This is a genomic window from Falsiruegeria litorea R37, from assembly GCF_900172225.1.
GTDB lineage: Bacteria > Pseudomonadota > Alphaproteobacteria > Rhodobacterales > Rhodobacteraceae > Falsiruegeria > Falsiruegeria litorea.
In genome coordinates this window covers 1,171,582-1,194,896 of record NZ_FWFO01000001.1, presented here as the reverse complement: position 1 = coordinate 1,194,896, position 23,315 = coordinate 1,171,582, and the positions used below count along the sequence as shown (strand labels likewise).

Below are 23,315 nucleotides of genomic sequence, written 5' to 3'. Positions count from 1 at the left end.
CAAACAGTCACATCCCCGCACGCAATCGCCAACCAGACCATTCACCCCTTAAAGACTTCTAAACGCTAGGCTATCATCCTCATATAACGACTTGGCGGCACTGACCGCGGGCGGATTGAGGCAAGCATGGCGAATTATTCGATATTCACCTTAGGTGAATCGCAGATGACGATTTCCGGCGGCGGGCAGTTGGATGGGGTGACCCAGGGCGATGGCTCGCATCTGGTGGGGCTGTCCATCACGCTCAATTCCGACGCCTGGCAAGAGGTGCAGATCCGTGATGGCGGCTCGGACACGGATTTTCGCGACAATGACGGCAATCAGCGGCTGGATGGAGACCAGACCATTGATGGGGTTAACTACTCGGACAACACCCGGATCGAGGCGGAATATGGGCTGACGCTCACTGATGGCGTGAATTTCTATCAGGTTGTCGGCGTCAACGTGAACAACTCCAACCCGTCCTTTGGCACGATCGAAGGGTTGGCTTTTGTCGGCGGTCCCGGCGGGTTTCCCCCGGTGGGCGTACCACTTTATGTCTGGAGCGCGCAGGAAGGGCCGAATTTCGACAGCACGGAGTATGCCACGCCGATTTGCTTCGTGCGTGGGACGTTGATCGATACCCCTTCGGGTCCACGCCCGATTGAAAGCTTGAATGCGGGAGACCGCGTTTGGACTGCGGCTGGCCAGCTGGCTCAAGTGAAATGGGCCGGTGGACGCGCGGCCATTGCTGCGGGTCGCTTTGCGCCGGTTGAGATTCCAGCCGGGACCCTGGGGGCCACCCGCCCTTTGCGCCTCTCGCAGCAGCACCGCATCCTGATTTCGCATCCGTTGGCCGAGCTCTTGTTTGGATCGTTTGATGTCTGGGTGCCTGCCACACATTTGATCGATGCAGGCCTCGCCCATCTGGTTCCGGGCGGCGGGGTTGAGTACTTTCACCTGCTCTTGGACACGCATGAGATCATCCGCGCCGAGGGGGTCGAGACCGAAAGCCTGCACATCCCCGAGACATCAAGCGATACAGACGAAGCCCTGCATTTCTTCCCTGAATTGGTGACAATTGACCCCGCGCCTTACCGCTTGGCGTATCCGAGCCTTAAGCGACATGAAGCCGACATACTGTTTCGTGAAATCGCCAAGATTGATCCAAACACAGGCTTGCGCCATAGTGCGTGAAAATCAAGATCGGGGCGCAAGACCCTGCAAGAACGACCGAGGCACTGACATGAAGTATTTTTTGACGGCCCTGCTGTGCGCAGGGACAATGACCATTGCGGCCCCATCCGCGTCCTTTGCAGCCAATGGCGTCATCAAACGCGCCTGCGTTGCGTCGGATCGCGCGGCTGCCACCCCCGCACGGTGTGGTTGCATTCAGCGCGTCGCCAATGACGCTCTCAGCCGCAAAGACCGCCGAACAGTCGCCAAATGGTTTGCGGATCCACATCAGGCCCAAGAACTGAAGATGTCACAGACCGCCAGCGACGATGCCCTTTGGGAACGCTATCAGGCATTTGGTCAACTGGTGCAGGCCATCTGCAAGTGACCGATAGGGGCGTTGTCCGGTCGAAATCGGCGCCCTTAACCCTGATCGGCTATCGCTACTCGGTCTATACCTGGATCGTGCGTGCGGCCCTGCACCTTAAGGCCACGCCTTTTCATTTCCAGGATTTTGACCCCTTCACCCAAGACCCCGGCCCGCACCCCCATCCCTTTGGCCGGGTGCCTGTCCTGCAGCATGGTGCGGTTTCATTGTTTGAAACCGTTCCCATTTGCGGCTACGTCGATGCAGGTTTGAACGGCCCAAGCCTGACACCCTCTGGCGCACTGGCGCGCGCTCGCGCGCAACAAGTCGCGGCGATAATCGACAACTATGGCTATTGGCCGATGATCCGCCAGGTTTTTGCGCATCGGGTGTTTCGTCCGCTGGTCGGGGAAGAGCCAGATGAAGCCACCATCGCAGAGGGCCTGACAGTTAGCGCCCCGGTATTGGCCGCGCTCGAAAAGATCGCAGAGGAAGGTCTAATCCTGACGGGCGCAACCCTGACGCTTGCAGATTGCCACCTGGCGCCGATGGTAAGCTATTTTGGCCGCGCCCCCGAAGGGAAGCAGGCCCTGAGCCGTCACCCCGCCCTTGCACGATGGTGGGCAGAGGTCTCAGCGCAAGAGTTCCTGCGCGCAACCGACCCCATGGCTTAACCGTTGCCGACCGCCCGAAGTGCCGCCTGCCCCCCGTCCAACCGGATGTCGGCGGTGCGGGCGTGCCCCTCCATCCCTTCGGCGCGCGAGATTGCAGCCGTGGCGCGGGCCAAGGCTGGCAGCGCCTGATCCTCGACCCGTTGCCAGGTCACGGTCTTGAGGTATTTGTGCACGCTCAAGCCACCAGTATAGCGCGCGGCACCGGATGTGGGCAGAACGTGATTGGGACCGCTGGCCTTGTCACCAAAGGCCACTGTGGTGTTTGCGCCAAGAAACAGCGAACCATAGGCGTTGAGCCGCCCCTTCCACCAGTCCAGCTCAGCGGCCTGCACATGCAAGTGTTCCGGCGCATAGCGATCGGCCACCTGTGCCATCTCTTCGCGGTTCTCGCACAAGATGACCTCACCCAAAGCGTCCCAGGCGGCTTGCGCGCTCGAGCGGTTGGGTTCGGGCAGTTCCTTGATGCAGCCCGGGATGTTGATCAGCACCTGCTCGGCAAGGTCCGCGTCATCCAGCACCAGCCAGACGGGTGAGTTGTAGCCGTGTTCGGCCTGCCCAACCAAATCCCAGGCCACGGTCAACGCATCAGCGGACCTATCCGCAATCACCAGCGAATCCGTAGGCCCGGCAAACATGTCGATCCCAACCGGGCCGAAAAGCTGCCGTTTTGCTTCGGCCACAAACTGGTTGCCCGGGCCCACCAGGATATCCGCCTCGGGCGCCCCAAACAGGCCAAAGGCCATCGCAGCAACCCCCTGAACACCTCCCACGGCCAGAATACGGTCCGCTCCTGCCAGAGACATGGCGTAAAGGATCGCAGGGTGCACCCCCTGCCCCGCACGCGGCGGTGAGCAGGCCGTGATGTTGGGCACGCCCGCGGCCCGCGCTGTGGTGATCGTCATCAGGGCCGAGGCAATATGCGCATAGCGACCACCCGGCACGTAGCAGCCGGCTGCATTCAACGGGATCTGGCGCTGACCTGCGAACAACCCTGGACGCAACTCAGTCTCAAAATCCATGGCCGAAGCCCGCTGTGCCTCGGCAAAGCGTCGGATGTTGTCGTGGGCATACCGGATCTCCGCCTTGAGAGGATCGGACACATGAAGAGCGGCCTGTTCGATTTGTTCGGGGCTGACGACAATCTCGCCCTCCCAGCCGTCCAGCTTGGCCGCGTATTCACGCACCGCCTCTTCCCGGCCTTCCCGCAGGCGCGCCAGCATGATCTGGACCGTGTCGGCAGTATCGCCTGCCGATTGGGGCGGCAGGCCTGGGGCGGATTTCAGATATTCAACCATTGTCGATGTCCTGTGCGTTCAAAGCTTGACCAAAGGGCCGCATAGTTTCACAAAAGGCAAAACTGTGAGGGTCTGCCAAATGCTGATGAAAGGGGTGACATTGCGCGGTCTCGAAGTGTTCGAGGCGCTTGCAAAGACGGGATCGGTGGCGCAGGCGTCCGAGCTGACGGGGCTGAGCCAACCTGCGGTCAGCCAGCAACTGCGCAACCTGGAAAAGGCGCTTGGCACCGATCTGGTGGATCACGGCAAACGGCCGATGGTGGTGACGCCCGCGGGCCGGTCGTTTCTGGCGCGGACCGAAGCGGTGCTGTCCGAGCTGCGGCTGGCACAAAGTGAACTGACGGTCATGGACCTGACCCATCTGAGCACGCTTTCGATCGGTCTGATCGACGATTTCGACAACGACCTGACCCCGCGTCTGGTCACCATCCTGGCCGACAGCCTGACCAAATGCCGGTTCAAACTGATCACTGCTCCCAGCCACGAAATCAGCGAGGCGATGCAGCAACAACGCCTGCACATCGCGGTTGCCGCCACCACCGGCGAGATGCTGGACGGCGTCGTCGAATACCCGCTGGTGCGCGATCCGTTTCTGCTGGTGGCCCCCAAAGGGCACGTTCCCGAGGGCGCAGATATCATGGCTGCCCTGCAAGGATTGCCCCTTTTGCGCTACGCCCGCGAACAGCTGATCAGTCGCCAGATCGAGGCACATCTGGCGCGCCAGAAACTGATCTTTGAAGAGCGGTTCGAAATCGGCTCGCATCTGGCGCTGATCGCCATGGTGGCCCGCCGCGTGGGTTGGTCGGTGACAACGCCGCTGGGATATATGCGCGCGGCGCGCTTCCACGACCAGATTGACGCCTTCCCCCTGCCATTTGCCTCGTTCTCGCGCACCATTTCGCTGTTTGCCGGTGCTGACTGGGCGGATCGCGTGCCGCGTGACGTCGCCCAGACCATGCGCCGCCTGGTGCAAAGCCAGATGATCGATCCGGCGGTTGCCAAGCTGCCGTGGCTCAACACCCAGCTGCGCGTGATCGACAGCTAAACATTCGGCGTAGGGCGATGGCATTGCGGGGATCCTATGAACAGGCTCGATGGGTTATCCTGGATAAATCCCAAGCCCACACACCCTCGCAAGAGACGCCGGGTCAGTTTCCTGATCAACAGACGATGAATTTCGCTTTCCTTAAGTCAGGATGCGCTTGAACCGCCCTTCCCGCAGGTTCGGGCAGGCCCATGGTTTCACCAATTTCGTCCACGTCTCAGAAAGTGCGACCACGGTTGGCTCAGTTGCCTTCTGGACGAGCGGGGCGAAGGCCCCAACGTCTATGCGCATGAACTCGCACTCCTAAGGTAGGTCTCGGCCATGCGTCGGACCCAATAACGAAGACTGGCAAACAGGAAACCAAAGCCCGAAGCGACACTCTGACAGAAAAGCAGGCTGAACCTGCGCACCCAATACTGATGTCACAGTCAGGGTCGACAAATCTAAAGAACCCGCAAATCAGCCGCTACCGAAAGGGTTCCGGTTTTGAACTCAGCGTACCTCGGCGTGGGCACGATGGCGAGAGCGTTGGCCCCTTGCCTTGCCGCATAAACTCACAACACACAGTGGCCCCCGATAATCTGAAATTTAGATCCAGGATGAGTTTCTAGTTTTGCCTGTTTACCTGGGAGGATAGAACTGAAATTGTGGCAACTGAACTTACGCGCGTTTTCAACAACACGAGGTGTGAGTCTTATCTGGGTTAAATAATGATGCCCCCCAACGCAGTTCGGGTTTTCCTTATGATCAAGAACCGCCCAATCCCGCATACTTACGGTAGGTAAGGCAGCAAAGACAAAGAATCCGTGACACCCATCTTGACCATCCCAGCGATTCCTCCTAAACGCATCCAACCAGTTTTCGGGCGCGTCATCGGATTGCGCCCCTTGTGATTTGGCTGCGGGGGAACCCGAGCCTCCAGAAACAAAGGAAGAAACCATGTCGCGCCGTTGCGAACTGACCGGAAAAGGCCCGATGACTGGCAACAATGTCAGCCACGCCAAAAACAGAACTCGTCGTCGTTTCCTGCCGAACCTGAACGACGTCACCCTGCAGTCGGAAACCTTGGGCCGTGGCGTCAAGCTGCGCATCTCGGCGGCTGCGCTGCGCTCGGTCGACCACCGTGGTGGTCTGGACGCGTTCCTGGCCAAAGCCAAGGACGAAGAGCTGTCGGCAAACGCGCTGAAAGTGAAGAAAGAGATCGCCAAGGCACAAGCCGCGGCCTGATCGCTTCGCGAAACTAGAAAATTCCAGAAGGCCCCGCACCTTGTGTGCGGGGTTTTTCTGTTCACTCTCATGACTTGGGCCGCTTGCGTCACTGCGCTGCAGGGCTGGGTTTCGACTTGCGACGGGCTGTGAGCGCTGCCTATATCGCGCCCGAGATGAGAGCCTTAGTTCGCACATATCTGGCCGTGATGATGAGCTTGCAGGTCATGCTGACCGGCCAAGCCATGGCTGCCACAAGCGGTATGGATGCCGCCGTGGGACATATGGTGATTTGTACTAGCACCGGACCGGTGGTTGTCATGGTCGACGAAAACGGCCAGCCGACCAAGGCCCCGGCGTATTGTCCCGACTATGCGATGTCTCTGCTGGGGGCCGTTCTCCCCGATACAGTGTCAGGTGTCACCTCAGACCGGGGCCTATTTCCTGAACCCGATCGCATTACCAAAGCTCTGATTTCCCGCGTATCTCTGCAACCTTCGGCGCGGGCACCTCCTGTCACTATCTGATTCCCCAACTTCCCAACAGACAGACCAAACATACAGGAGAGAAGTCATGCGCTTCACCAGAACCTTCACCGCAGCCGTGGCCGCGATCACCGTTGCAACTTCTGCCATCGCGGGCGACGCCATCATGGTCAAGGACGCCTATGCACGTTCGGCCACCAAAACCGCCAAAACCGGGGCTGCCTTCATGAACGTGATGAACCATGGGGCGGAGGATGATCGCCTGGTCGATGTTAAATCAGATGTCGCTGCTCGGGTCGAATTGCACACGCACAAGGAAAATGCCGAGGGTGTCATGCAGATGCTCCACGTGAAAGAGGGCTTTGCCATTCCAGCAGGTGAGATGCACAGTCTGGCCCGGGGTGGCGACCATGTGATGTTCATGGGGCTGAAAGAGCCCTTTGAGCAGGGAGAGATGATCCCGATGATCTTGGTCTTTGAAAGAGCCGGCGAGATCGAAATTGAGGTTCCGGTCGACCTGGAGCGCAAACCTCAAGCGGGCGCACATGGTGGTCACAAGAACTGAGTTTTGACGGCAAGCGGGGGCTACTCCCGCCCGTCGTCAATGTTTCTGACGAAACACCTCCTCCCGTTGGGCCCGGCGCCGCGCTAGCGCGCGGCGCTTCACTGCCAAGGATCAACCGTGGTGATCTGATCCTCACCTGTGGTCTCAAGCGCAACCGCCGAGCGGAGCGAGGCCACGCCCAACCCCGCCAGTGGTGCTGACGCAGTCAGGATCACGCGGGGGCGGGAGTGCCCCTCTGTCCCAAAAGTTCATCAACCCAGGCTGGTACGGTTTCGCTGGCCGGACCGAAACGGGTTTCGTCGAAACTGGAGACCACGGCCGAAGGATCTAGGTTCAATTCAACCGTTCGCGACCCTGCTGCGATTGCTTCGTGCACAAAGGCGGCAGCGGGATAGACCTGACCAGAGGTCCCTATGGCAGCAAAGATGCTGGCCTCGGCCAGGTGATCATAAATCTGATCCATAAAATAGGGCATTTCACCGAACCAAACCACATCGGGTCTACCTGATGGCGCTCCGCAAGAAGGGCAGAGTTCGCCAACCTTCATTTCATCTGGCGCCTTCCAACGATGATCACAACTGGCGCAGAGCGCCCCTGCCAAAGTCCCGTGCATGTGCAGAACCTGAGACGCACCGCCTGCCTCGTGAAGACCATCCACGTTTTGTGTTACGATCACGACTTCACCAGGCCAATTTTGTTGCAGCCGAGCCAGAGCACGGTGGGCATCGTTCGGCAGAGCTTGTGCTGCCTGTACCCGGCGGGCGTTGTAAAACCCCTGCACCAAACCGGGATCTCGGGCGAACCCTTCGGGCGTCGCCACATCCTCGATCCGGTGTTGCGACCATAGCCCGCCTTCGTCTCGAAATGTGCCCAACCCGCTTTCGGCAGAAACGCCCGCACCTGTCAGAATGACGATTTTTTCCATCAATTTTCCGATCCCTAGATTCTGGACGCATTCTTCTTTCATAGACCAATCTTGACGGTTTCAGCGAGATCCATTGCCCCCCCCCTAAATCATATGCAGCTTGGCGTTCACGTCACCTATCTGGCGATTTCCTATTTTGTTCGCCCCGAAAACTGAGGTCTTTCGATGTGCCGAAAGGTATGCATGAAATCACTCACGGCAGTCTTTTCCTCAAATCTTGGCAACAAGACCGGCCACCAGTCGAACGCCGAAGCCCCGATCCTTGCACCTCTTTGCCCCAATACGATTGGTAAAGACAATTCTGCTCGTAACACGACGACGATTCACACCGGCTTTGCCGCGAGCTCTTTTGGAAAAACTCAATGATTTCGGATGCCTGCATCGGCAGCCCGATCCAGATAAGGCAGGTTTGATGCTCGAACTTCCTTCAACGGCGCAACAAGACGGAATTCTGGAACTTGGGGCCCTGCCCCTCAGATCCGTGACAGAGATTGCAGCATTTGATCGGCCGCCATCGCCGGGCCTAGCGCGCCCCGAGCCACATCTTGCGCCAGTTGATCCATCCGCGCGCGTGCTTCGGGCGTGTCGAGCTGCGCCAAAAGCGCCTGGCGCACTTCTTGATCGAACCAATAGCGCGCCTGATTGGCCCGGGTCATCTCCCAAAAGCCGTTCTCCTTGCGCCACGTGATCAGCGCCTTCATTTCATCCCACGCCGTGGTCAAACCATCCTCTTGCAGAGCCGAAACCATCATGGCTTTGGGAAACTCCTTTGGGTCCTGCGGACGTTTGCGCAGCAAGCGCAAGGCCCCCGCATAGTCGGCACATGTCCGCGTGGCCGCCGGTTTCAGATCACCGTCCGCCTTGTTGACTAGGATCAGATCCGCCATTTCCATGATGCCGCGTTTGACGCCCTGCAATTCATCACCACCAGCCGGTGCAAGCAACAGCAAAAACAGATCCGACATCTCGGCCACAACCGTCTCGGATTGACCGACCCCGACTGTTTCGATCAGCACCACATCGAATCCTGCCGCCTCGCACAAGGCGACGGCTTCTCGCGTACGTCGCGCCACCCCGCCAAGATGCGTCTGGCTGGGAGAAGGGCGAATAAATGCGTTGCGCTCGCGGCTCAGGCGCTCCATGCGCGTCTTGTCGCCCAAAATCGAGCCGCCAGAACGAGATGAGCTGGGGTCAACGGCCAGCACGGCCACGCGCAACCCTTGGCCAACCAGATGCATTCCAAAAGATTCGATAAAGGTGGACTTCCCTACACCTGGTGTTCCGGACAAGCCAATCCGCATTGCCTGCCGTCGGGCGGAACTCAACTGCTCCAGCAAAGCCGTGGCCTGCACGCGATGATCTGTGCGCCCGCTTTCGACCAATGTGATCGCACGCGCCAAAGCCCTGCGATCACCTGTCAAAATCTTGTCACCCAGCTGTGCGATGTCCATGGTGGTTCGACCCTTTTCAAATTTGCGCTACTTGACGCCGAGCGGGTTGCTTTGTCCAGAGTTTGAAAGGGTTTCTCAATATGTATCTTCGCCGCATAGCCCTTGCCCTTATGGTCTTGCCCCTGTTCAGCGCCCTCCCGGCACGGGCGGCAGACACTGACGCGCTCTTTGATGTTCAGGCTTGGGGTGTAAAAATCGGTGAATTTCGCGTCACCGGGCAGGATCGCGCGGGCTTCTACGATGTTAAGGCCAGATTTGAAACCACTGGGGTGGTCAAACAGCTTGGCCGAATTTGGTTCACCATGTCGGCCACGGGGCGCAAGCAAGGCCGTGAATTTACCCCAATACGATACTCCGAACAGGTTCGGACAGGGCGGCGACAATCATCGGCCCAGATGGACTATTCCTCTGGCTTTCCCCTGCTGACAGGCGGCAAGCTGGGAACCGAAGATGCCGAAGTTCTGGATGCCACCGCACAGACGGATACGGTCGATCCACTGACCGCAATGTTTGTTGCCCTGCGGGATCAACCGCGCGCGCAACTGTGCAAACTCAACCAGCCGATCTTTGACGGCGCGCGCCGGACTATCGCCTATATGACAGGTCGCAAGGCCGAGGGAGAAAAGGTGATCTGCACCGGACAATTTCGACGGCTGGGCGGCTATTCGGCCAAACAACTGCGACAGGGGCGCAATTCCAGCTTTGAGCTTACTTACGTGCCCGCCGGGGCCGTGATGCGGGTGCAAGAGGCACGCGTCACCAGCTCTCGTGGCACCGCCGTCCTGACCCGGCGCTAGACGCCGCCGCGCGCTTTGGCGATAAGGCGAGCATGAGCAAGCTCCCCATCGAAGACGCCCTCCCTGATCTGATCGACGCCCTGCGCCGCACAGGCCGCGCCGTGTTGCAGGCCCCGCCCGGTGCGGGCAAGACCACGCGCGTCCCCCTTGCGATGCTCGAGGCGGACCTGTGCACCGGGCGCATCATCATGCTGGAACCCCGCCGACTGGCGGCGCGCGCTGCTGCCGAACGTATGGCGCAAACCTTGGGAGAACCTGTTGGGCAAACGGTTGGCTACCGAATCCGGGGCGACTCCAAAACCACGAAAGTGACTCGGATTGAAGTTGTGACCGAGGGTATTCTGACCCGGATGCTGCAATCCGAACCTGACTTGCCCGGCGTCGGCGCGATCCTGTTTGATGAGTTCCACGAACGCTCTTTGAACGCCGACCTTGGCCTGGCTCTGAGTCTTGAGGTCGCCGAAGCACTGCGCGACGACCTGATGCTGATCGCGATGTCCGCGACACTTGACGCCGGTCCCGTTGCCGAGCTGATGGGCGCGCCGCTGGTAACATCCGAAGGGCGGAGTTTTCCAGTTGAAACCCGCTGGCTTGACCGGCCTTTGCCCCCCAAGGCACGCAAGCTGGATGCGTTGGTTGATCTGGTGGTGCGGGCCGAGCGTGACACACGGGCCGAAGGCGGTGGAATTCTGGTGTTTTTGCCCGGCGAGGGAGAGATCCGCCGCGCTGAGGGTGCCTTGAACGCGCAGCTGCCCGGCGATTGTACCGTCCGACCGCTGTTTGGCGCGATGCCCTTTTCCGATCAGCGCGCCGCCATTGCCCCAGTCAAAACAGGCCGCAAGGTGGTTCTGGCAACCTCGATCGCGGAAACATCGCTTACCATTCAGGACATCCGGGTTGTGGTGGATATGGGCCAGGCCCGCCGCGCCAGGTTCGACCCCGGCTCGGGCATGTCGCGGCTGGTCACCGAACGGGTGACCCGGGCCGAAGCCACGCAACGCGCAGGCCGCGCCGGCCGTGTGGCCGCCGGGGTCTGCTATCGCCTCTGGACCAGAGGAGAGGAAGGCGCGCTCTTTGCTTACCCCCCGGCCGAGATCGAAGCCGCCGACCTGACCGGGCTGGCGCTGGAACTTGCGCTTTGGGGGGCAGACGCCACGGATCTGGCGTTCCTCACTCCTCCTCCCGCAGGGGCACTTGCCGAAGCGCGCGCACTTTTGCAGATGCTGGGCGCTTTGGACGGCGCGAACCGGATGACCGACCACGGACGAGCTCTGACCGCCCTGCCTCTGCACCCTCGCCTGGCTCATATGCTGGTGACCGCGGGTCACGCGGCTGCCTCTATGGCTGCCCTTTTTGCGGAACGCGATCCTCTGCGAGGTGCCCCCTCGGACCTGGCCTTGCGGATAGAGGCCATGCGCGATCCAAAGGCGTTTCAGCGCAAGCGGTCGTATCAGGTGAACTTTGGCGTCCTTGAACGCGTCCGGGCCGACACCAAGCGCCTTCGTGCCTTGACCCGCACCAAAGGCAGCGATCTCTCACCAGCCGCCATGGCCGCGCTTGCCTACCCTGATCGGATCGGACAACGGCGCAAGGGCGACGCGGCGCGCTATGTCCTGTCGGGCGGTAAGGGCGTTGTGATGGAGGACAGCGATACTCTGGCCGCAGCCCCCCTGGTCGTGGCGCTCGACACCGACGGCAACCCCCGCGAGGCGCGCGTCAGGTTGGCTGCACGCATCTCCGAGGGTGAGGTCCGCGCCCTCTTTGCCGATCAGATTGCGTGGGTCGATCATTGCGAATGGTCGAAACGTGAACGCCGCGTGGTGGCCCGCAAGCGTGAGTGTTTCGGGGCCATCGCTCTGGATGACCGCATCTGGAAGGATGTGCCACCCGATGCGGTTGCCCTGGCCATGTTGGACGGCGTGCGCGATCTTGGGCTGCGGTTGGACGGGGCTGCCGCACGGCTGGCAGCTCGGGTGGAACTTGCGCGCACGGATGGGGCCGAGATGCCGGATTTCTCGCAAGACGGGCTGATGGCCACGCTTGAGGGCTGGCTGCTGCCGATGCTCACCGGCGTACGCAGCGCCGAGGACTGGAAACGCTTCGACCCGCTGCCCGCACTGCAAGCGGCGCTCAGCTGGGACCAGACGCAGACGCTCGATCGTCTGGTGCCGTCGAAGTTCGTGACACCACTGGGGCGCAAGATCGCCATCGATTATGACGCCGACGGCAACCCCGAAATCCAGGTCCGCCTGCAAGAGATGTTCGGCGTGACACGGCATCCCACCAGCGGCGGGGTGCCCCTGAAGATCACGCTGCTGTCGCCCGCGCAACGGCCGATCCAGATCACCCGCGATCTACCTGGGTTCTGGACCGGATCCTATGCGGATGTGCGCAAGGACATGCGGGCGCAATATCCCAAACACCCCTGGCCCGAAGATCCCACCCAAGAGGATCCGACCCTTCGGGCGAAACGCAGAAAATGACCCGTTTTAGCCCATACACTTGCGGCTTGACGCAACCGCAGCGCGCCGCAGGCGCGCTGCCCGGCCCAACGGGTTTGCGTGCATTTTCAATGCATGCCAACCGGGCGGGAGCGCTACGAGCGTAGACTGGGCAAGCCGATCCCCGTGGCCTGGAACCCGCCATCCGCGGCCAAGATCTGCCCGGTGATGTAACTTGCCTTGTCGCTCAGCAGGAACGTGATGGCCGCGGCGATCTCCTCCTCGCTACCGTAGCGGTTCAAAGGAATGGCATCATGATAGGCCGCGCGGATGTCCGGTGTGTGCACCGCCAGCGCCAGCTTGGTGTCCACGGGCCCTGGGGCGACCGCGTTGACGCGAATGCCCAGCTCGCCCAGTTCCGCAGCCTGCTGCAAGGTCAATTGCGCCAATCCTGCCTTGGACGTTCCATAAGCCACACGCAGGGTCGACGCGCGCAGGCCGGAAATCGAAGTGATGTTGACCACCGCGCCGCCGTCACCACCCGACAACAATGCGGTCAGCGCCTGCGTCATCAAAAAGGGGCCGTCCAGATTGGTGGCCATGACGGTTTTCCATCGCTCAAAGCTGGTCTCGCGGATCGGGCCAAAGTCGGCCACGCCCGCATTGTTCACCAGCCCGTCCAAACGTCCGAACTCGGAGCCCAGCCAATTGGCCACCCGGGTGGCATCCTCGGGGCTGGACACGTCAGCCTCACAGGCCACCGCGCCCTCGACGCTGTGAACCGCTTCGGTCAATGTCTCAACATCACGGTCGAGCATGATCACGCGCCAACCCTGCTCGGTCAGTTGCCCGGATGTTGCAAGTCCAATGCCACGCGCGGCTCCGGTAACCAATGCCGTTTTCATCGTACGTCCCTACTTCCAGTCGCCATGATGTTTCCCTGGTGCATCGGTGCGCTCGAACCCATGAACCCCAAACGCGTCTCGCTGGGCCTGGATCAAGTTTGCGGTGCCTGTTTCCTGACGCGCGGTGTCGAACCACGCCAACCCCGCGGACAGGGCCGGCACCGGCAACCCAGCAGAAACCGCCGCGCCAACCACCCGCCGCAAGGCCGGAATTTCAGGCGACAGAAGCTCGGCCATCCCTTCAGCCAAAAGAACCGGCCGGTCAGGCGTTTGCCGCAAAAGAGGGGCCAGATCATCCAGCAAGCGCGAACGAATGATGCAGCCCGCCCGCCAGATTTCGGCAATCCTTGCCAAATCCAGAGACCAATCATACTCGGCAGAAGCCGCACGCAGGACTTCAAACCCTTGCAAATGCGCCAATACGCGACCCGCAAACAACGCGTCTTCGAATTTTTCGGTCTCGATTTCAATTTGCCCGAACCCTGGAAACTGCGTTGCAGCTGCCAGGCGTGCGGACTTTGCAGACGACCAGGCCCGCGCTCCGACGGCTGCCTCGATGGTGCTGGCGGATTGCCCCAGCTTCAGGGCCTCGATCACCGTCCAGCGTCCGGTTCCCTTTTGCCCCGCCTGATCACGGATCATATCCACCAAAGGTCTATTGCTGGTCGGGTCAAATGTCTGCAAAACCCGTGCTGTTGTTTCGACCAGGAAAGAAGCCAGCTTGCCGTCTGACCAGCCCGAAAACAGAGCGCCGATCCTAGGGGCCTCCCAGCCCTGCCCATCCCGAAGCAGCCCGTAGATTTCCGAGATCATCTGCATGTCGGCATATTCGATACCGTTGTGCACCGTCTTGACGAAATGCCCAGCCCCATCGGGCCCTACATGCGCCACGCATGGGTCATTTTGAAACCGGGCAGCAATGGGTTCGAGCATCGGCGCCAGTTGTTGCCAACTGTGATCCGAGCCGCCAACCATCATCGAAGGCCCCGTTCGGGCACCTTCTTCGCCGCCGGAAACACCCATCCCCACAAAATGAAACCCTGTGGAGGTTGTCGTACGCCGACGGGTTTCGTTGAAATCTGCGTTGCCCGCGTCAACAACCGTATCGTTTTCATCCAACAAAGGGGCCAGCCGTTCGATCATGGCATCAACAGGTGCCCCAGATGGGATCATCAGCACAATCACACGCGGCGAGGCGATGGACGCCACAAAGCCAGCCAGATCTTCGACACCTTTGATCCGCTCTGCCAATGTGCCAGCTTCGGCCAAGAAAGAGGGTATCCAATCTGGCTCGCGGTTGCTTACAGCAATCTCAATCCCGTTCTCCGCCAGGTTTAGTGCCAAGGCGCTGCCCATCGTACCCAACCCGTAGACTCCGACCCGCGCCTGTGTTTGCGCCATGTTTCACCTCGCACCTGTTCGATCTGGCAAGGTTGCGACATCACGGACACGGGCGCAAGACAAAGACGGAGCGATTAACCGTCTGGTCATTGTAAGTAATGCTACATTCCTTATATTCCTTTCGAAATGCCGTGAAACAAGGCGGCCGGATCGAGCTTGAACCATGACAAATGTACTTGAAATCGCTTGGCAGGAAGTCGTCCGGCCACTCTTCTTCCGCCCCAAACGGGTTCAGGTCGCTGCGTTGTGTCTGCGAGACGGGACAGATGGCCACGAAGTCTTGATGATAACCAGCCGTGGAACCGGGCGCTGGATCGTTCCCAAGGGGTGGCCGATTGAGGGTCTGAATGGCCCCGAGACCGCCCTGCAAGAGGCCTGGGAAGAGGCGGGTGTCAAAGACGCGCATGCGCAAAAGAGCCCAATTGGTCGATACAACTACGACAAGGTTCTGTCCAACGGGACATCCGAACCGGTGGAAACGCAGGTCTACAAGATCAACGTTTCCGAGTTGTCGGATGAATATCCCGAAGCAAGCCAGCGACAAAGACAGTGGATGTCGGCGGGCGAAGCCGCAAACCTGGTGCGAGAGCCGCAACTCAAGGCCATTTTGCTGAGCTTGTAACAGTTTCACGACAGTTTTATGAAGATCGACTTGTGCCTGTTCCAATCTGCCACTAGTAGCGCGCGCTAGATACGGAAGGGATGGCGGACACATGGCTGACGCTGAAAACAGCAACAAGTGGACAACTCTTGATCGCGACTTGAACCGGATTTCCCGGGTTGAAGTCGCAACAGCCTATGTTGCGCGCCCTATGGTCGGCCCCGGTATTGCTCTGGCCTTTATGGTTATCGCTGCCCTATTGGCGATGCTGGCCTTTGGTTCGACATCGGGAAGCTTGATCATCGCCGCCGCAGCGGCGTTTGGCGCCTATATGGCGATTAACATCGGCGCCAATGATGTTGCCAACAATATGGGCCCCGCAGTTGGGGCCAACGCGCTGACTATGGGTGGCGCCATCGCCATTGCCGCCATCGCAGAAAGCGCAGGCGCGCTGCTGGCCGGGGGAGATGTCGTCTCAACCATCTCCAAGGGGATCATCGACCCCTCGGGCATGCAAAACAGCGAGATTTTCATCTGGGCGATGATGGCCGCGCTCATTTCATCGGCACTGTGGGTCAATCTGGCGACATGGGTGGGCGCGCCGGTGTCGACCACACATTCGGTTGTGGGCGGAGTTATGGGGGCCGGGATCGCAGCGGCCGGCATGACGGCCGTCAATTGGCCCACGATGGGCAAGATTGCCGCCAGTTGGGTCATTTCACCGGTTTTGGGTGGTGCGATCGCAGCCGGTTTCCTGGCCTTGATCAAGGCACGCATCTTGTATCAGGACGACAAAATTGCCGCCTCGCGCCGTTGGGTTCCGATCCTTGTGGGTGTGATGGCCGGCGCATTTTCCGCCTATCTCGCGGTCAAAGGTCTCAAGCGGATCGTCAAGATCGAGCTGGAGATTGCCCTTTTGATCGGGGTAGTCGGGGGCCTGGCGGTTTGGGCGCTCTGTGTGCCGCTGATCCGTCGCCAATCCGAGGGGCTGGAGAACCGCAATAAATCGGTCAAAACGCTTTTTGGGTTGCCTCTGGTCGTTTCTGCCGCCCTGCTCAGCTTTGCGCATGGTGCCAATGATGTGGCCAACGCGGTTGGTCCGCTGGCCGCCATCGTTCACGCCACCGAATTCGGAGATTTTGCCGCCAAGGTTGCAATCCCGACCTGGGTCATGGTGATTGGTGCCTTTGGTATCTCGTTTGGTCTGTTCCTGTTTGGCCCCAAGCTGATCCGTATGGTGGGCAGCCAGATCACTAAGCTGAACCCGATGCGGGCCTATTGCGTCGCGCTATCTGCCGCCATCACCGTGATCGTCGCAAGCTGGTTGGGGCTGCCGGTCAGTTCGACCCACATTGCCGTTGGCGGCGTGTTCGGCGTGGGGTTCTATCGCGAATGGCACATGGAGCGGCGCCTACAGAAATCCAGCGCCAATCGCCCCGTTGAGAAACGCATCGCGCGCGAGGAACGCCGCCGTCGCAAGCTGGTTCGTCGGTCGCATTTCATGACCATCGTGGCGGCCTGGGTCATCACGGTGCCCGCCGCTGCTCTCATGTCGGCCAGCATCTTCTGGCTGCTTTCGCTAATGCTGTGAGGCTGTTGGGCTAGCCTCTGACTTCGTTTGCGGTCAGGGGTGGGTCTGCTGTTTCGATCAGATTGGCCACCCTGCTGCAGATCGGGGTCGCAACCCCGGCCTGTTGCCCCAAACGCATGATTTCGCCTTGCAGGCTGTCAATCTCGGTCGGGCGCCCTGCCATCAGGTCATAGGCCATCGACGTCCGCGCGGACGGATCGATCGTCAGCATCTTGGCCGCGATCCGGCTGAACAGCGGCGTTGGCAAGCGCAGGATGTGCGGTGTCATCCAGGCAGGCAGAGGCGTGGTTGAGGCCACTTCGAGACCGGAGCGTTGCAATACATTCAATGCCTCGGCCATCTGGTCCGCCATCACGCGGCGCCAATCCCGATCCAGGAGTTGTTGCTGCAAGGTCAGACCGCTGAGCGCATTCAGCGCATTGTTGAGGTTGATGACCAACTTGCCCCATTGCACCGCCTCGATCCGGTCGCTTTCGGTCACCGAGAGATGCGGCACGCTAAGGGTCTTTCCCAGATCACCCGGGCCCTGCTCGATCACGATATCCCCCGACGTGGCCCGGTGAAAACCCATACCCGAGGGGACAACGTTGAAGGGCACCATACCTGCACGCACGTCACGGCCCGTCAGGATGGCGCGCAAGGTGGCCGCATTTTCGATCCCGTTCTGCCACGACAGGACCGGAGCATCGGCGGGTGCGTATTCGGCAATCAGGCGCGCCATCTCCTCTGTCGCGCCGGATTTGACAGTCACGACCACCAGATCCGCTTGGGAAAGACAACTTGGGTCATCACTCAGCCCCAATTGATCGGCTTGCACCACCTGCTCCAGCCCCGAGAAATCCGAAACCGTCAGGCCGTGCTCGCCGATCTGATCAAGAATACGCGCCCGCCCCAACAGCGTGACGGGCTGGCCTGCGGCGGCCAACAGCCCCCCTGTGAAACAGCCGATGCTTCCGGCTCCTGCTATAACAATACGCATTGCGGCCTCTCCCCTCCGGATGATCTTGCGACCGACCGGGCAGAGAGGCAACCATGACCACACGACAAATCAAGGGGCGCTCCCGCCCTCGCTGCATGCCCTGGCGGGCCCTTGCTCGGTTCGGTCGGGCGCCTCGCCTGTGGCTCGGCGTGGTCCCGTCCAGACACACCGTCAGCCTGCCCGCCTTTGCCTGCGCTCCTTGAGGCGTGCATGCGCCTCGGGCGTGCCATCGTGAAACGAGCCGAACCACTTGTCCCAGGGCATTTCCAGGTTGCCATAGTTCACTTCGAAATACCGGTGATGCATCTGATGATGGAATGTCCCAAGCGCCAGCGTTTTGCGGTCCTTGACCAACAAGCTTTCGAACCCTGTGTGAGAGGTTGCCGCCGTCAACCCCTGGTGCTGCAGATGGAACAGGATGTGCAGCGGATGGGCGGGCACCACCAGGTGGATCAGGATCGAAGTGAAGAAAAAGAACGCCTCGACCGGATGCATGGACAGCCCCGACCACGGGCCGACATTGACGTTACGGTGGTGCAGCGCGTGTGCCAGACGATAAAGCGGCCCCCAATGCAGCGCTCGGTGAATCCAGTAGAAGTGGAACGAGATCCAGACCGGTGTGAGCAGGAAGAAGAGCACAAACAGAACGGGGTGTTCCGAGGGGACAAGCATGGGAACCCACCCCCGCGCCATGCCGTGGAACATCAGCACTTCGAAGAAGGTCCAGCATCCGACCCCGCTGACCAACGTCCAGAACATGTTGTCGTGCACCTGATTTGCAAAGGTGAATTGCTTTCCTTTGCCTGCCAGGGGACGCGGATCAAACTTGAGCCGTTCACCCTGTTTGCGGGCGCGAAAAAAGAACAGATGCAGCCCGCCCGCCACCAGAATCATCAAGGCCAGATTGCGCAGCCAGATCAAGGCGATCCAGTCGAAAGAAAGGACCGCCATCCGCTCCATCGCGGGGGTCAACCAGGTCCAGCTGATGAAGGCGATCAGCAGGACAAGGACGTTTTCCGCCAACCCCAGCCACCGCACCACGAGCCACTGCGCCATGCGCGCCGGATCTGGTGGCCAGCTGAAGAACGGCGAGACCGCAATAGGCACATCAGGTGTATGCGCCCAACCGGGCAACTTTGGGTGATCGGACATGGTGGGCCTTTGTTGCTTGCTCAATTGCGTTGACTCAGCCTGTCACATCGACTTACACCTGAAAAACAGAACCAATTTATAAATAACATCTGATTTTCTGAGGTTATGCACGATGGACGATCTTCGCCTGTCTCTGCGACTGCTGCGCGCCTATACGGTCGCCGTCGACTGTGGCTCAATCACCGGTGCGGCTGAGGTGTTGAATGTGGCACCCTCAGCCGTGGCCTCAGCCATTGATCGGGTCGAGGCGGAATTTGGGGCAACATTGCTGGTTCGCGCGCGGGCCCGTGGCATCACCGCCACCCCGGCGGGGCGGGCATTGGCCGCGCGGATCAAGCCATTGATCGAGACGTATTCGGACGTCATGCAGCAGGGTTATGCCCTGAACCAGGGTTTGCGCGGCACGCTGCACGTTGGCTACTACGCCCCCATTGCTCCGGCGTTTTTGCCGCATATCTTGCAAAATTTGGGTGACGATAGCCATGATTTGAATTTCAATGTGCAAGAATGCGACAATATCACGGCGCAATCTGGGCTTTTGGATGGCACGCTGGACGTGGCCATCTTTGCCGGGGACGAGCTGTTGGCCGGAGTGGACACACGCCCACTGATGGACCTGCCGCCTTATGTGCTTGCCCCCGAAGGACACGAACTGAGCACAAAATCAAAGCTGGGTTTGTCTGATCTACACAACGTGCCCCTGGTCCTGCTCGACCTGCCCGTAGCCGGGGCCTATGTTCGCCGTCTGCTGCGCGCCGCCGGGGTCACGCCACGGATCGCCGCCACTTGCACAAGCGTCGAGATGGTGCGCTCGCTGGTTGGCGCGGGCGCTGGCGTGGCCGTTCTTAACATGCGGCCCCGCACAGAGCAGAGTTATGGCGGTGACCTGGTCCAGGCTTTGCCGTTGATCGATGGAGAGCCCCTGCATCTGGTCACAGGGCGGGCAGCTGGCTCTCCGCGCCGCTTGGTGCAGGTGTTTCAGGACCAGCTGCACGAATGGTTCGCCGGACCTGAGGCCCGCGCGCTGATCACGCGGTAGCGACCTGCTTCGCCACAGGCCAGCCAAAGATCAGGTTGTCAGATTTCCATAGCGGCCCCTTGTCTTGCTTTTCAGCCACGACGCGACCGCCCTGCGCCGCATAGAACCCGACCGCTTGAGTGTTCTCTTTGACCACGGCCAATGTCACTTGCGTATTGCCCACAGTGGCTGAGAAGTTCCGGGCCAACCGTAGAAGATGCGCACCTACTCCAGCGCCACGGGCGGTGTTCAGGACATAAAGGTGGTCGACCTCAGCCGCGCATCCTGACAGGGCACACAGACCTATGATACGTCCACCGACTTCGGCCACCAGCGTCTGCGCAGCCGTCTCCAGTCGGGCCTGCCAATACCGCTTTCGGTGGGCCAAATTCAAAGCCAGACGCACCTCGGGCGGGGCGATCTTGGCATAGGTCTCCTGCCAGGTTTCGAAATGGACCTGGGCCAGCGCCTCACCATCCGAAGGCATCGCCAGGCGATAGGTCACTTTGCCGTCGCAATAGTGATGCCCTGCGGTGATCCAGGCCATTCGCGCGGCAATGCTCTCAGCCGCGCGCACCAGCAGATAGTCACGATCAAAGGTCGAGGTGACAAAAATCCCCAAACCGGCCTGGGAAATCGGCTGCACCGCCGAGAGCACCACGCCAGGCACATCCAGATCAACCAGGTTCGACACCTGCACCGCCTGCCATCCGCCCGAGCATTGCTCGGCTGCGGGCACGCGATCCTCAAGGCACAGGATCGAGGTTTCATCGGGGGCTTGAGTAACACTCACCAACCCCTCGCCATGCGCCCAATCCGGCACAGGCATATTGCGCGCGCGCCGGGTCACCGCATAGGCTCCCGGCAGCGCGTTCAGCACGAGCTGCACAGTCATGTTGTTTGTCCTTAGCTTGGCTTAGTTGCCCAGGCACCAGCGCATGATGGCTTTTTGCGCATGCAGGCGGTTTTCGGCCTCGTCAAAGATCACCGAGTTCGGGCCGTCCATCACCTCGGATGTCGCCTCCTCCTCGCGGTGTGCGGGCAGGCAATGCATGAACAGCGCGTCGGGTTTGGCATGAGACATCAGCTCGGCGTTGACCTGGTAGGGGCGCAGCATGTTGTGGCGACGTTCCTTGGCCGATTGCGCGTCATGCATCGACACCCAGGTGTCGGCGACCACCAGATCGGCCCCTTCGACAGCTTTGAACGCATCGCGCTCGACTTGGATGGTCGAGCCCTGTTGGCGTGCAAAGCCCATGAACTCTTCTTCTGGGTCCAACTGCGACGGACCGGTAAAGGTCAGGTCAAAGCCGAACTGACCAGCGGCGTGCAAGAAAGACGCGCAGACGTTGTTGCCGTCGCCAGTCCAAACCACCTTTTTGCCTTTGATAGGGCCACGGTGTTCTTCATAGGTGAGCACGTCAGCCATGATCTGGCATGGATGGGTGCGGTCAGTCAGACCGTTGATGACGGGCACGCTGGCGTATTCCGCCATCTCGGTCAGGACGGTTTCGTCGAACGTGCGGATCATGATCATGTCGACATAACGCGACAGGACGCGGGCGGTGTCAGCGATGGTTTCGCCGTGGCCAAGCTGCATGTCCTTGCCGCTGAGCACCATGGTCTGTCCGCCCATCTGGCGCACGCCCACGTCAAAAGACACGCGCGTCCGGGTCGATGGTTTTTCAAAGATCAGCGCGACCATGCGGTCCTTGAGTGGCTGTTCGTCGTCAAGGGCGGCCTTTGGCTGACCCACGCGCGCAGCCTTGGTCTTGGCCGCCTGGTCGATGATGCTGCGCAGGTCGGCGGCATCGGTTTTGTGGATGTCGAGGAAATGGTTCATATCGGTATCGCTTTTGGCTGGCCGAGGCCGGGGGCGCTGCCCCCGAACCCCCGCCGTATTTGGAACAAAAAGAAGATCAGGCGATTTCCAGCTGGTTTTCGACCTGTTTGGCGGCGGCGTCGAGGCGGTTGGTGGCCTCGGCGATGTCATCCTCGGTCAGGGTCAGCGGTGGCAACAGGCGGATGACGTTGTCAGCCGCAGGAACAGTGATGACCTGGTTGTCATTGCCTGCGTTCACCACGTCAATGTTGGTGGTCTTGCACTTTATACCCAGCATCATGCCGGATCCGCGCACTTCTTCGAAAACCTGCGGATGATCGGCGATCAAACCTTCGAGCTTCTGCCTCAGAAGCCCGGATTTGCGGTTCACCTCGGCCAAAAAATCGGGGTTCGCCACATGGTCGATGACAGCGCAACCAACGGCACATCCCAGCGGGTTGCCGCCGTAGGTGGAGCCATGGGTGCCCGCGACCATACCCGATGCGGCCTCTTCGGTGGCCAGTACAGCACCCAGAGGGAAACCGCCGCCGATGCCCTTGGCAACCATCATGATGTCAGGCGTGATACCGGCCCATTCATGGGCAAACAGCTTGCCGGTCCGGCCAACGCCGCATTGCACCTCATCGAGGATCAACAGCAGGCCATGCTCGTCGCAGATCTGGCGCAGGGCCTTGAGTTCAGCGTCTGGCACAGGGCGAATGCCGCCCTCCCCCTGTACCGGCTCGATCATGATCGCGGCGGTGTTTTCTGAAATGGCATTGGTCACCCCATCCAGGTCACCAAATGTCAGGTGGACAAAGCCACCCAGCAACGGACCAAAGCCCTTGGTCATTTTCTCGGACCCAGCAGCGGCGATGCCTGCCGACGACCGACCGTGGAACGAGCCGTCAAAGGTGATGATCTCGACCTTTTCCGGCTGGCCTTTGTCAAAGAAATACTTGCGGGCCATCTTGACCGCCAATTCGCAGGACTCGGTGCCCGAATTGGTGAAAAATACCGTGTCGGCAAAGGTATGTTCGACCAGCTTGTCGGCCAGCGCCTGTTGCTGCGGGATCTCGTAAAGGTTCGACACATGCCACAGGGCCTGCGCCTGATCGGTCAGCGCCTGCACCAGAGCCGGATGCGCATGGCCCAGCGCGTTCACCGCGATGCCTGCGCCCAGATCCAGGAAACGTCGGCCGTCTGCCTCGATCAGCCAAGCGCCTTCGCCCTTCACGAACTGAAGGGGCGCACGATTATAGGTCGGCAGAACGGACGGGATCATCTGGATCATCCTTTTCGAAGAGTTGAAGCCCGATCAGTGCAACACAGAGGGCGGTTTCGTCAACATTTTGAGGTGGGTTTGCGCAGATTAAGGAACGCGCAGGATCAAACGGGCCGATTACGCAGTAAAGCGTCGGCGTCGGAGCAGGGTGATAT

Annotated in this window: 23 protein-coding genes; 13 read left to right on the top strand and 10 right to left on the bottom strand. The window is 60.3% G+C overall.

Annotated features, from left to right (window positions below; translation table 11 throughout):
* Positions 1–165: 165 nt before the first annotated feature.
* Genes TRL7639_RS05925 through TRL7639_RS05915 form a run of 3 tightly spaced genes read left to right on the top strand, consistent with a single transcriptional unit; the run spans position 166 to position 2,196 of the window.
* Positions 166–1,176, top strand: a complete 1,011-nt coding sequence (locus tag TRL7639_RS05925) for a Hint domain-containing protein (protein ID WP_165759762.1) — start codon at positions 166–168, stop codon at positions 1,174–1,176.
* Positions 1,177–1,225: 49 nt separating this feature from the next.
* Positions 1,226–1,543: a hypothetical protein gene (locus TRL7639_RS05920; RefSeq protein WP_085796276.1), complete on the top strand. Its 318-nt coding sequence runs from the start codon at positions 1,226–1,228 to the stop codon at positions 1,541–1,543.
* A complete protein-coding gene (locus tag TRL7639_RS05915; protein ID WP_235820267.1) occupies positions 1,540–2,196 on the top strand; it encodes a glutathione S-transferase family protein in 657 nt (218 codons plus the stop codon). The genes TRL7639_RS05920 and TRL7639_RS05915 overlap by 4 nt, the downstream gene beginning before the upstream one ends.
* On the opposite strand, the gene hisD is transcribed toward TRL7639_RS05915, so the two are convergent.
* Positions 2,193–3,491, bottom strand: coding sequence for a histidinol dehydrogenase (hisD, locus tag TRL7639_RS05910; RefSeq protein WP_085794825.1), 1,299 nt, complete (start codon positions 3,489–3,491; stop codon positions 2,193–2,195). The two genes, TRL7639_RS05915 and hisD, sit on opposite strands and share 4 nt — an antisense overlap.
* Before the next feature lie 79 nt (positions 3,492–3,570).
* Here hisD and TRL7639_RS05905 point away from each other — a divergent pair, with 79 nt between their 5' ends.
* From TRL7639_RS05905 to TRL7639_RS05890, 4 genes are all read left to right on the top strand, one after another.
* Complete coding sequence (locus TRL7639_RS05905) at positions 3,571–4,536, top strand: LysR family transcriptional regulator (protein ID WP_085794824.1); 966 nt, start codon at positions 3,571–3,573, stop codon at positions 4,534–4,536.
* Between the two features lie 939 nt (positions 4,537–5,475).
* Positions 5,476–5,763, top strand: a complete 288-nt coding sequence (gene rpmB / locus TRL7639_RS05900; protein WP_085794823.1) for a 50S ribosomal protein L28 — start codon at positions 5,476–5,478, stop codon at positions 5,761–5,763.
* Between the two features lie 155 nt (positions 5,764–5,918).
* Positions 5,919–6,269 (top strand): hypothetical protein, encoded by a 351-nt coding sequence (locus tag TRL7639_RS05895; protein WP_085796275.1) that lies wholly within the window; start codon positions 5,919–5,921, stop codon positions 6,267–6,269.
* 46 nt (positions 6,270–6,315) lie between these two features.
* Entirely contained in the window at positions 6,316–6,792 is a 477-nt protein-coding gene (locus TRL7639_RS05890) for a copper chaperone PCu(A)C (RefSeq protein WP_085794822.1), read from the top strand.
* 211 nt (positions 6,793–7,003) lie between these two features.
* On the opposite strand, the gene TRL7639_RS05885 is transcribed toward TRL7639_RS05890, so the two are convergent.
* Positions 7,004–7,717: an NAD-dependent deacylase gene (locus TRL7639_RS05885; RefSeq protein WP_085796274.1), complete on the bottom strand. Its 714-nt coding sequence runs from the start codon at positions 7,715–7,717 to the stop codon at positions 7,004–7,006.
* 183 nt (positions 7,718–7,900) lie between these two features.
* Here TRL7639_RS05885 and TRL7639_RS22890 point away from each other — a divergent pair, with 183 nt between their 5' ends.
* Complete coding sequence (locus tag TRL7639_RS22890; protein ID WP_133057618.1) at positions 7,901–8,083, top strand: hypothetical protein; 183 nt, start codon at positions 7,901–7,903, stop codon at positions 8,081–8,083.
* 107 nt (positions 8,084–8,190) lie between these two features.
* On the opposite strand, the gene meaB is transcribed toward TRL7639_RS22890, so the two are convergent.
* On the bottom strand, positions 8,191–9,168 hold the full coding sequence (meaB, locus tag TRL7639_RS05880; RefSeq protein ID WP_085794821.1) for a methylmalonyl Co-A mutase-associated GTPase MeaB: 978 nt from the start codon (positions 9,166–9,168) through the stop codon (positions 8,191–8,193).
* Between the two features lie 80 nt (positions 9,169–9,248).
* On the opposite strand from meaB, the gene TRL7639_RS05875 reads away from it, so the two are divergent.
* Positions 9,249–9,965, top strand: coding sequence for a DUF3108 domain-containing protein (locus tag TRL7639_RS05875; protein ID WP_085794820.1), 717 nt, complete (start codon positions 9,249–9,251; stop codon positions 9,963–9,965).
* A 32-nt stretch (positions 9,966–9,997) separates the two neighbouring features.
* A complete protein-coding gene (gene hrpB, locus TRL7639_RS05870; RefSeq protein WP_085794819.1) occupies positions 9,998–12,448 on the top strand; it encodes an ATP-dependent helicase HrpB in 2,451 nt (816 codons plus the stop codon).
* A 113-nt stretch (positions 12,449–12,561) separates the two neighbouring features.
* On the opposite strand, the gene TRL7639_RS05865 is transcribed toward hrpB, so the two are convergent.
* The gene (locus tag TRL7639_RS05865; protein ID WP_085794818.1) at positions 12,562–13,311 is read right to left on the bottom strand and encodes an SDR family NAD(P)-dependent oxidoreductase; all 750 of its coding nucleotides are present in this window, start codon (positions 13,309–13,311) and stop codon (positions 12,562–12,564) included.
* 9 nt (positions 13,312–13,320) lie between these two features.
* Complete coding sequence (gene gnd, locus TRL7639_RS05860; protein WP_085794817.1) at positions 13,321–14,712, bottom strand: NADP-dependent phosphogluconate dehydrogenase; 1,392 nt, start codon at positions 14,710–14,712, stop codon at positions 13,321–13,323.
* A 163-nt stretch (positions 14,713–14,875) separates the two neighbouring features.
* On the opposite strand from gnd, the gene TRL7639_RS05855 reads away from it, so the two are divergent.
* Together TRL7639_RS05855 and TRL7639_RS05850 are read left to right on the top strand one after the other, a co-directional pair.
* Entirely contained in the window at positions 14,876–15,334 is a 459-nt protein-coding gene (locus TRL7639_RS05855; RefSeq protein WP_085794816.1) for an NUDIX hydrolase, read from the top strand.
* 91 nt (positions 15,335–15,425) lie between these two features.
* A complete protein-coding gene (locus tag TRL7639_RS05850; RefSeq protein WP_085794815.1) occupies positions 15,426–16,904 on the top strand; it encodes an inorganic phosphate transporter in 1,479 nt (492 codons plus the stop codon).
* Between the two features lie 10 nt (positions 16,905–16,914).
* Here TRL7639_RS05850 and TRL7639_RS05845 read toward each other — a convergent pair whose 3' ends face one another.
* Together TRL7639_RS05845 and TRL7639_RS05840 are read right to left on the bottom strand one after the other, a co-directional pair.
* A complete protein-coding gene (locus TRL7639_RS05845; protein WP_085794814.1) occupies positions 16,915–17,883 on the bottom strand; it encodes a 2-dehydropantoate 2-reductase in 969 nt (322 codons plus the stop codon).
* Positions 17,884–18,054: 171 nt separating this feature from the next.
* Complete coding sequence (locus TRL7639_RS05840) at positions 18,055–19,035, bottom strand: sterol desaturase family protein (RefSeq protein WP_085794813.1); 981 nt, start codon at positions 19,033–19,035, stop codon at positions 18,055–18,057.
* Between the two features lie 112 nt (positions 19,036–19,147).
* On the opposite strand from TRL7639_RS05840, the gene TRL7639_RS05835 reads away from it, so the two are divergent.
* Positions 19,148–20,074 carry a LysR family transcriptional regulator gene (locus TRL7639_RS05835; protein ID WP_085794812.1) on the top strand — a complete coding sequence of 309 codons (927 nt, stop codon included), beginning with the start codon at positions 19,148–19,150 and terminating at the stop codon, positions 20,072–20,074.
* Here the strand turns inward: TRL7639_RS05835 and TRL7639_RS05830 are convergent.
* From TRL7639_RS05830 to TRL7639_RS05820, 3 genes are all read right to left on the bottom strand, one after another.
* On the bottom strand, positions 20,064–20,948 hold the full coding sequence (locus TRL7639_RS05830) for a GNAT family N-acetyltransferase (RefSeq protein ID WP_085794811.1): 885 nt from the start codon (positions 20,946–20,948) through the stop codon (positions 20,064–20,066). The genes TRL7639_RS05835 and TRL7639_RS05830 overlap by 11 nt on opposite strands.
* A gap of 21 nt (positions 20,949–20,969) precedes the next feature.
* A complete protein-coding gene (gene argF / locus TRL7639_RS05825; protein WP_085794810.1) occupies positions 20,970–21,896 on the bottom strand; it encodes an ornithine carbamoyltransferase in 927 nt (308 codons plus the stop codon).
* A gap of 76 nt (positions 21,897–21,972) precedes the next feature.
* Positions 21,973–23,160, bottom strand: a complete 1,188-nt coding sequence (locus TRL7639_RS05820; RefSeq protein WP_085796273.1) for an aspartate aminotransferase family protein — start codon at positions 23,158–23,160, stop codon at positions 21,973–21,975.
* Positions 23,161–23,315 lie beyond the last annotated feature (155 nt).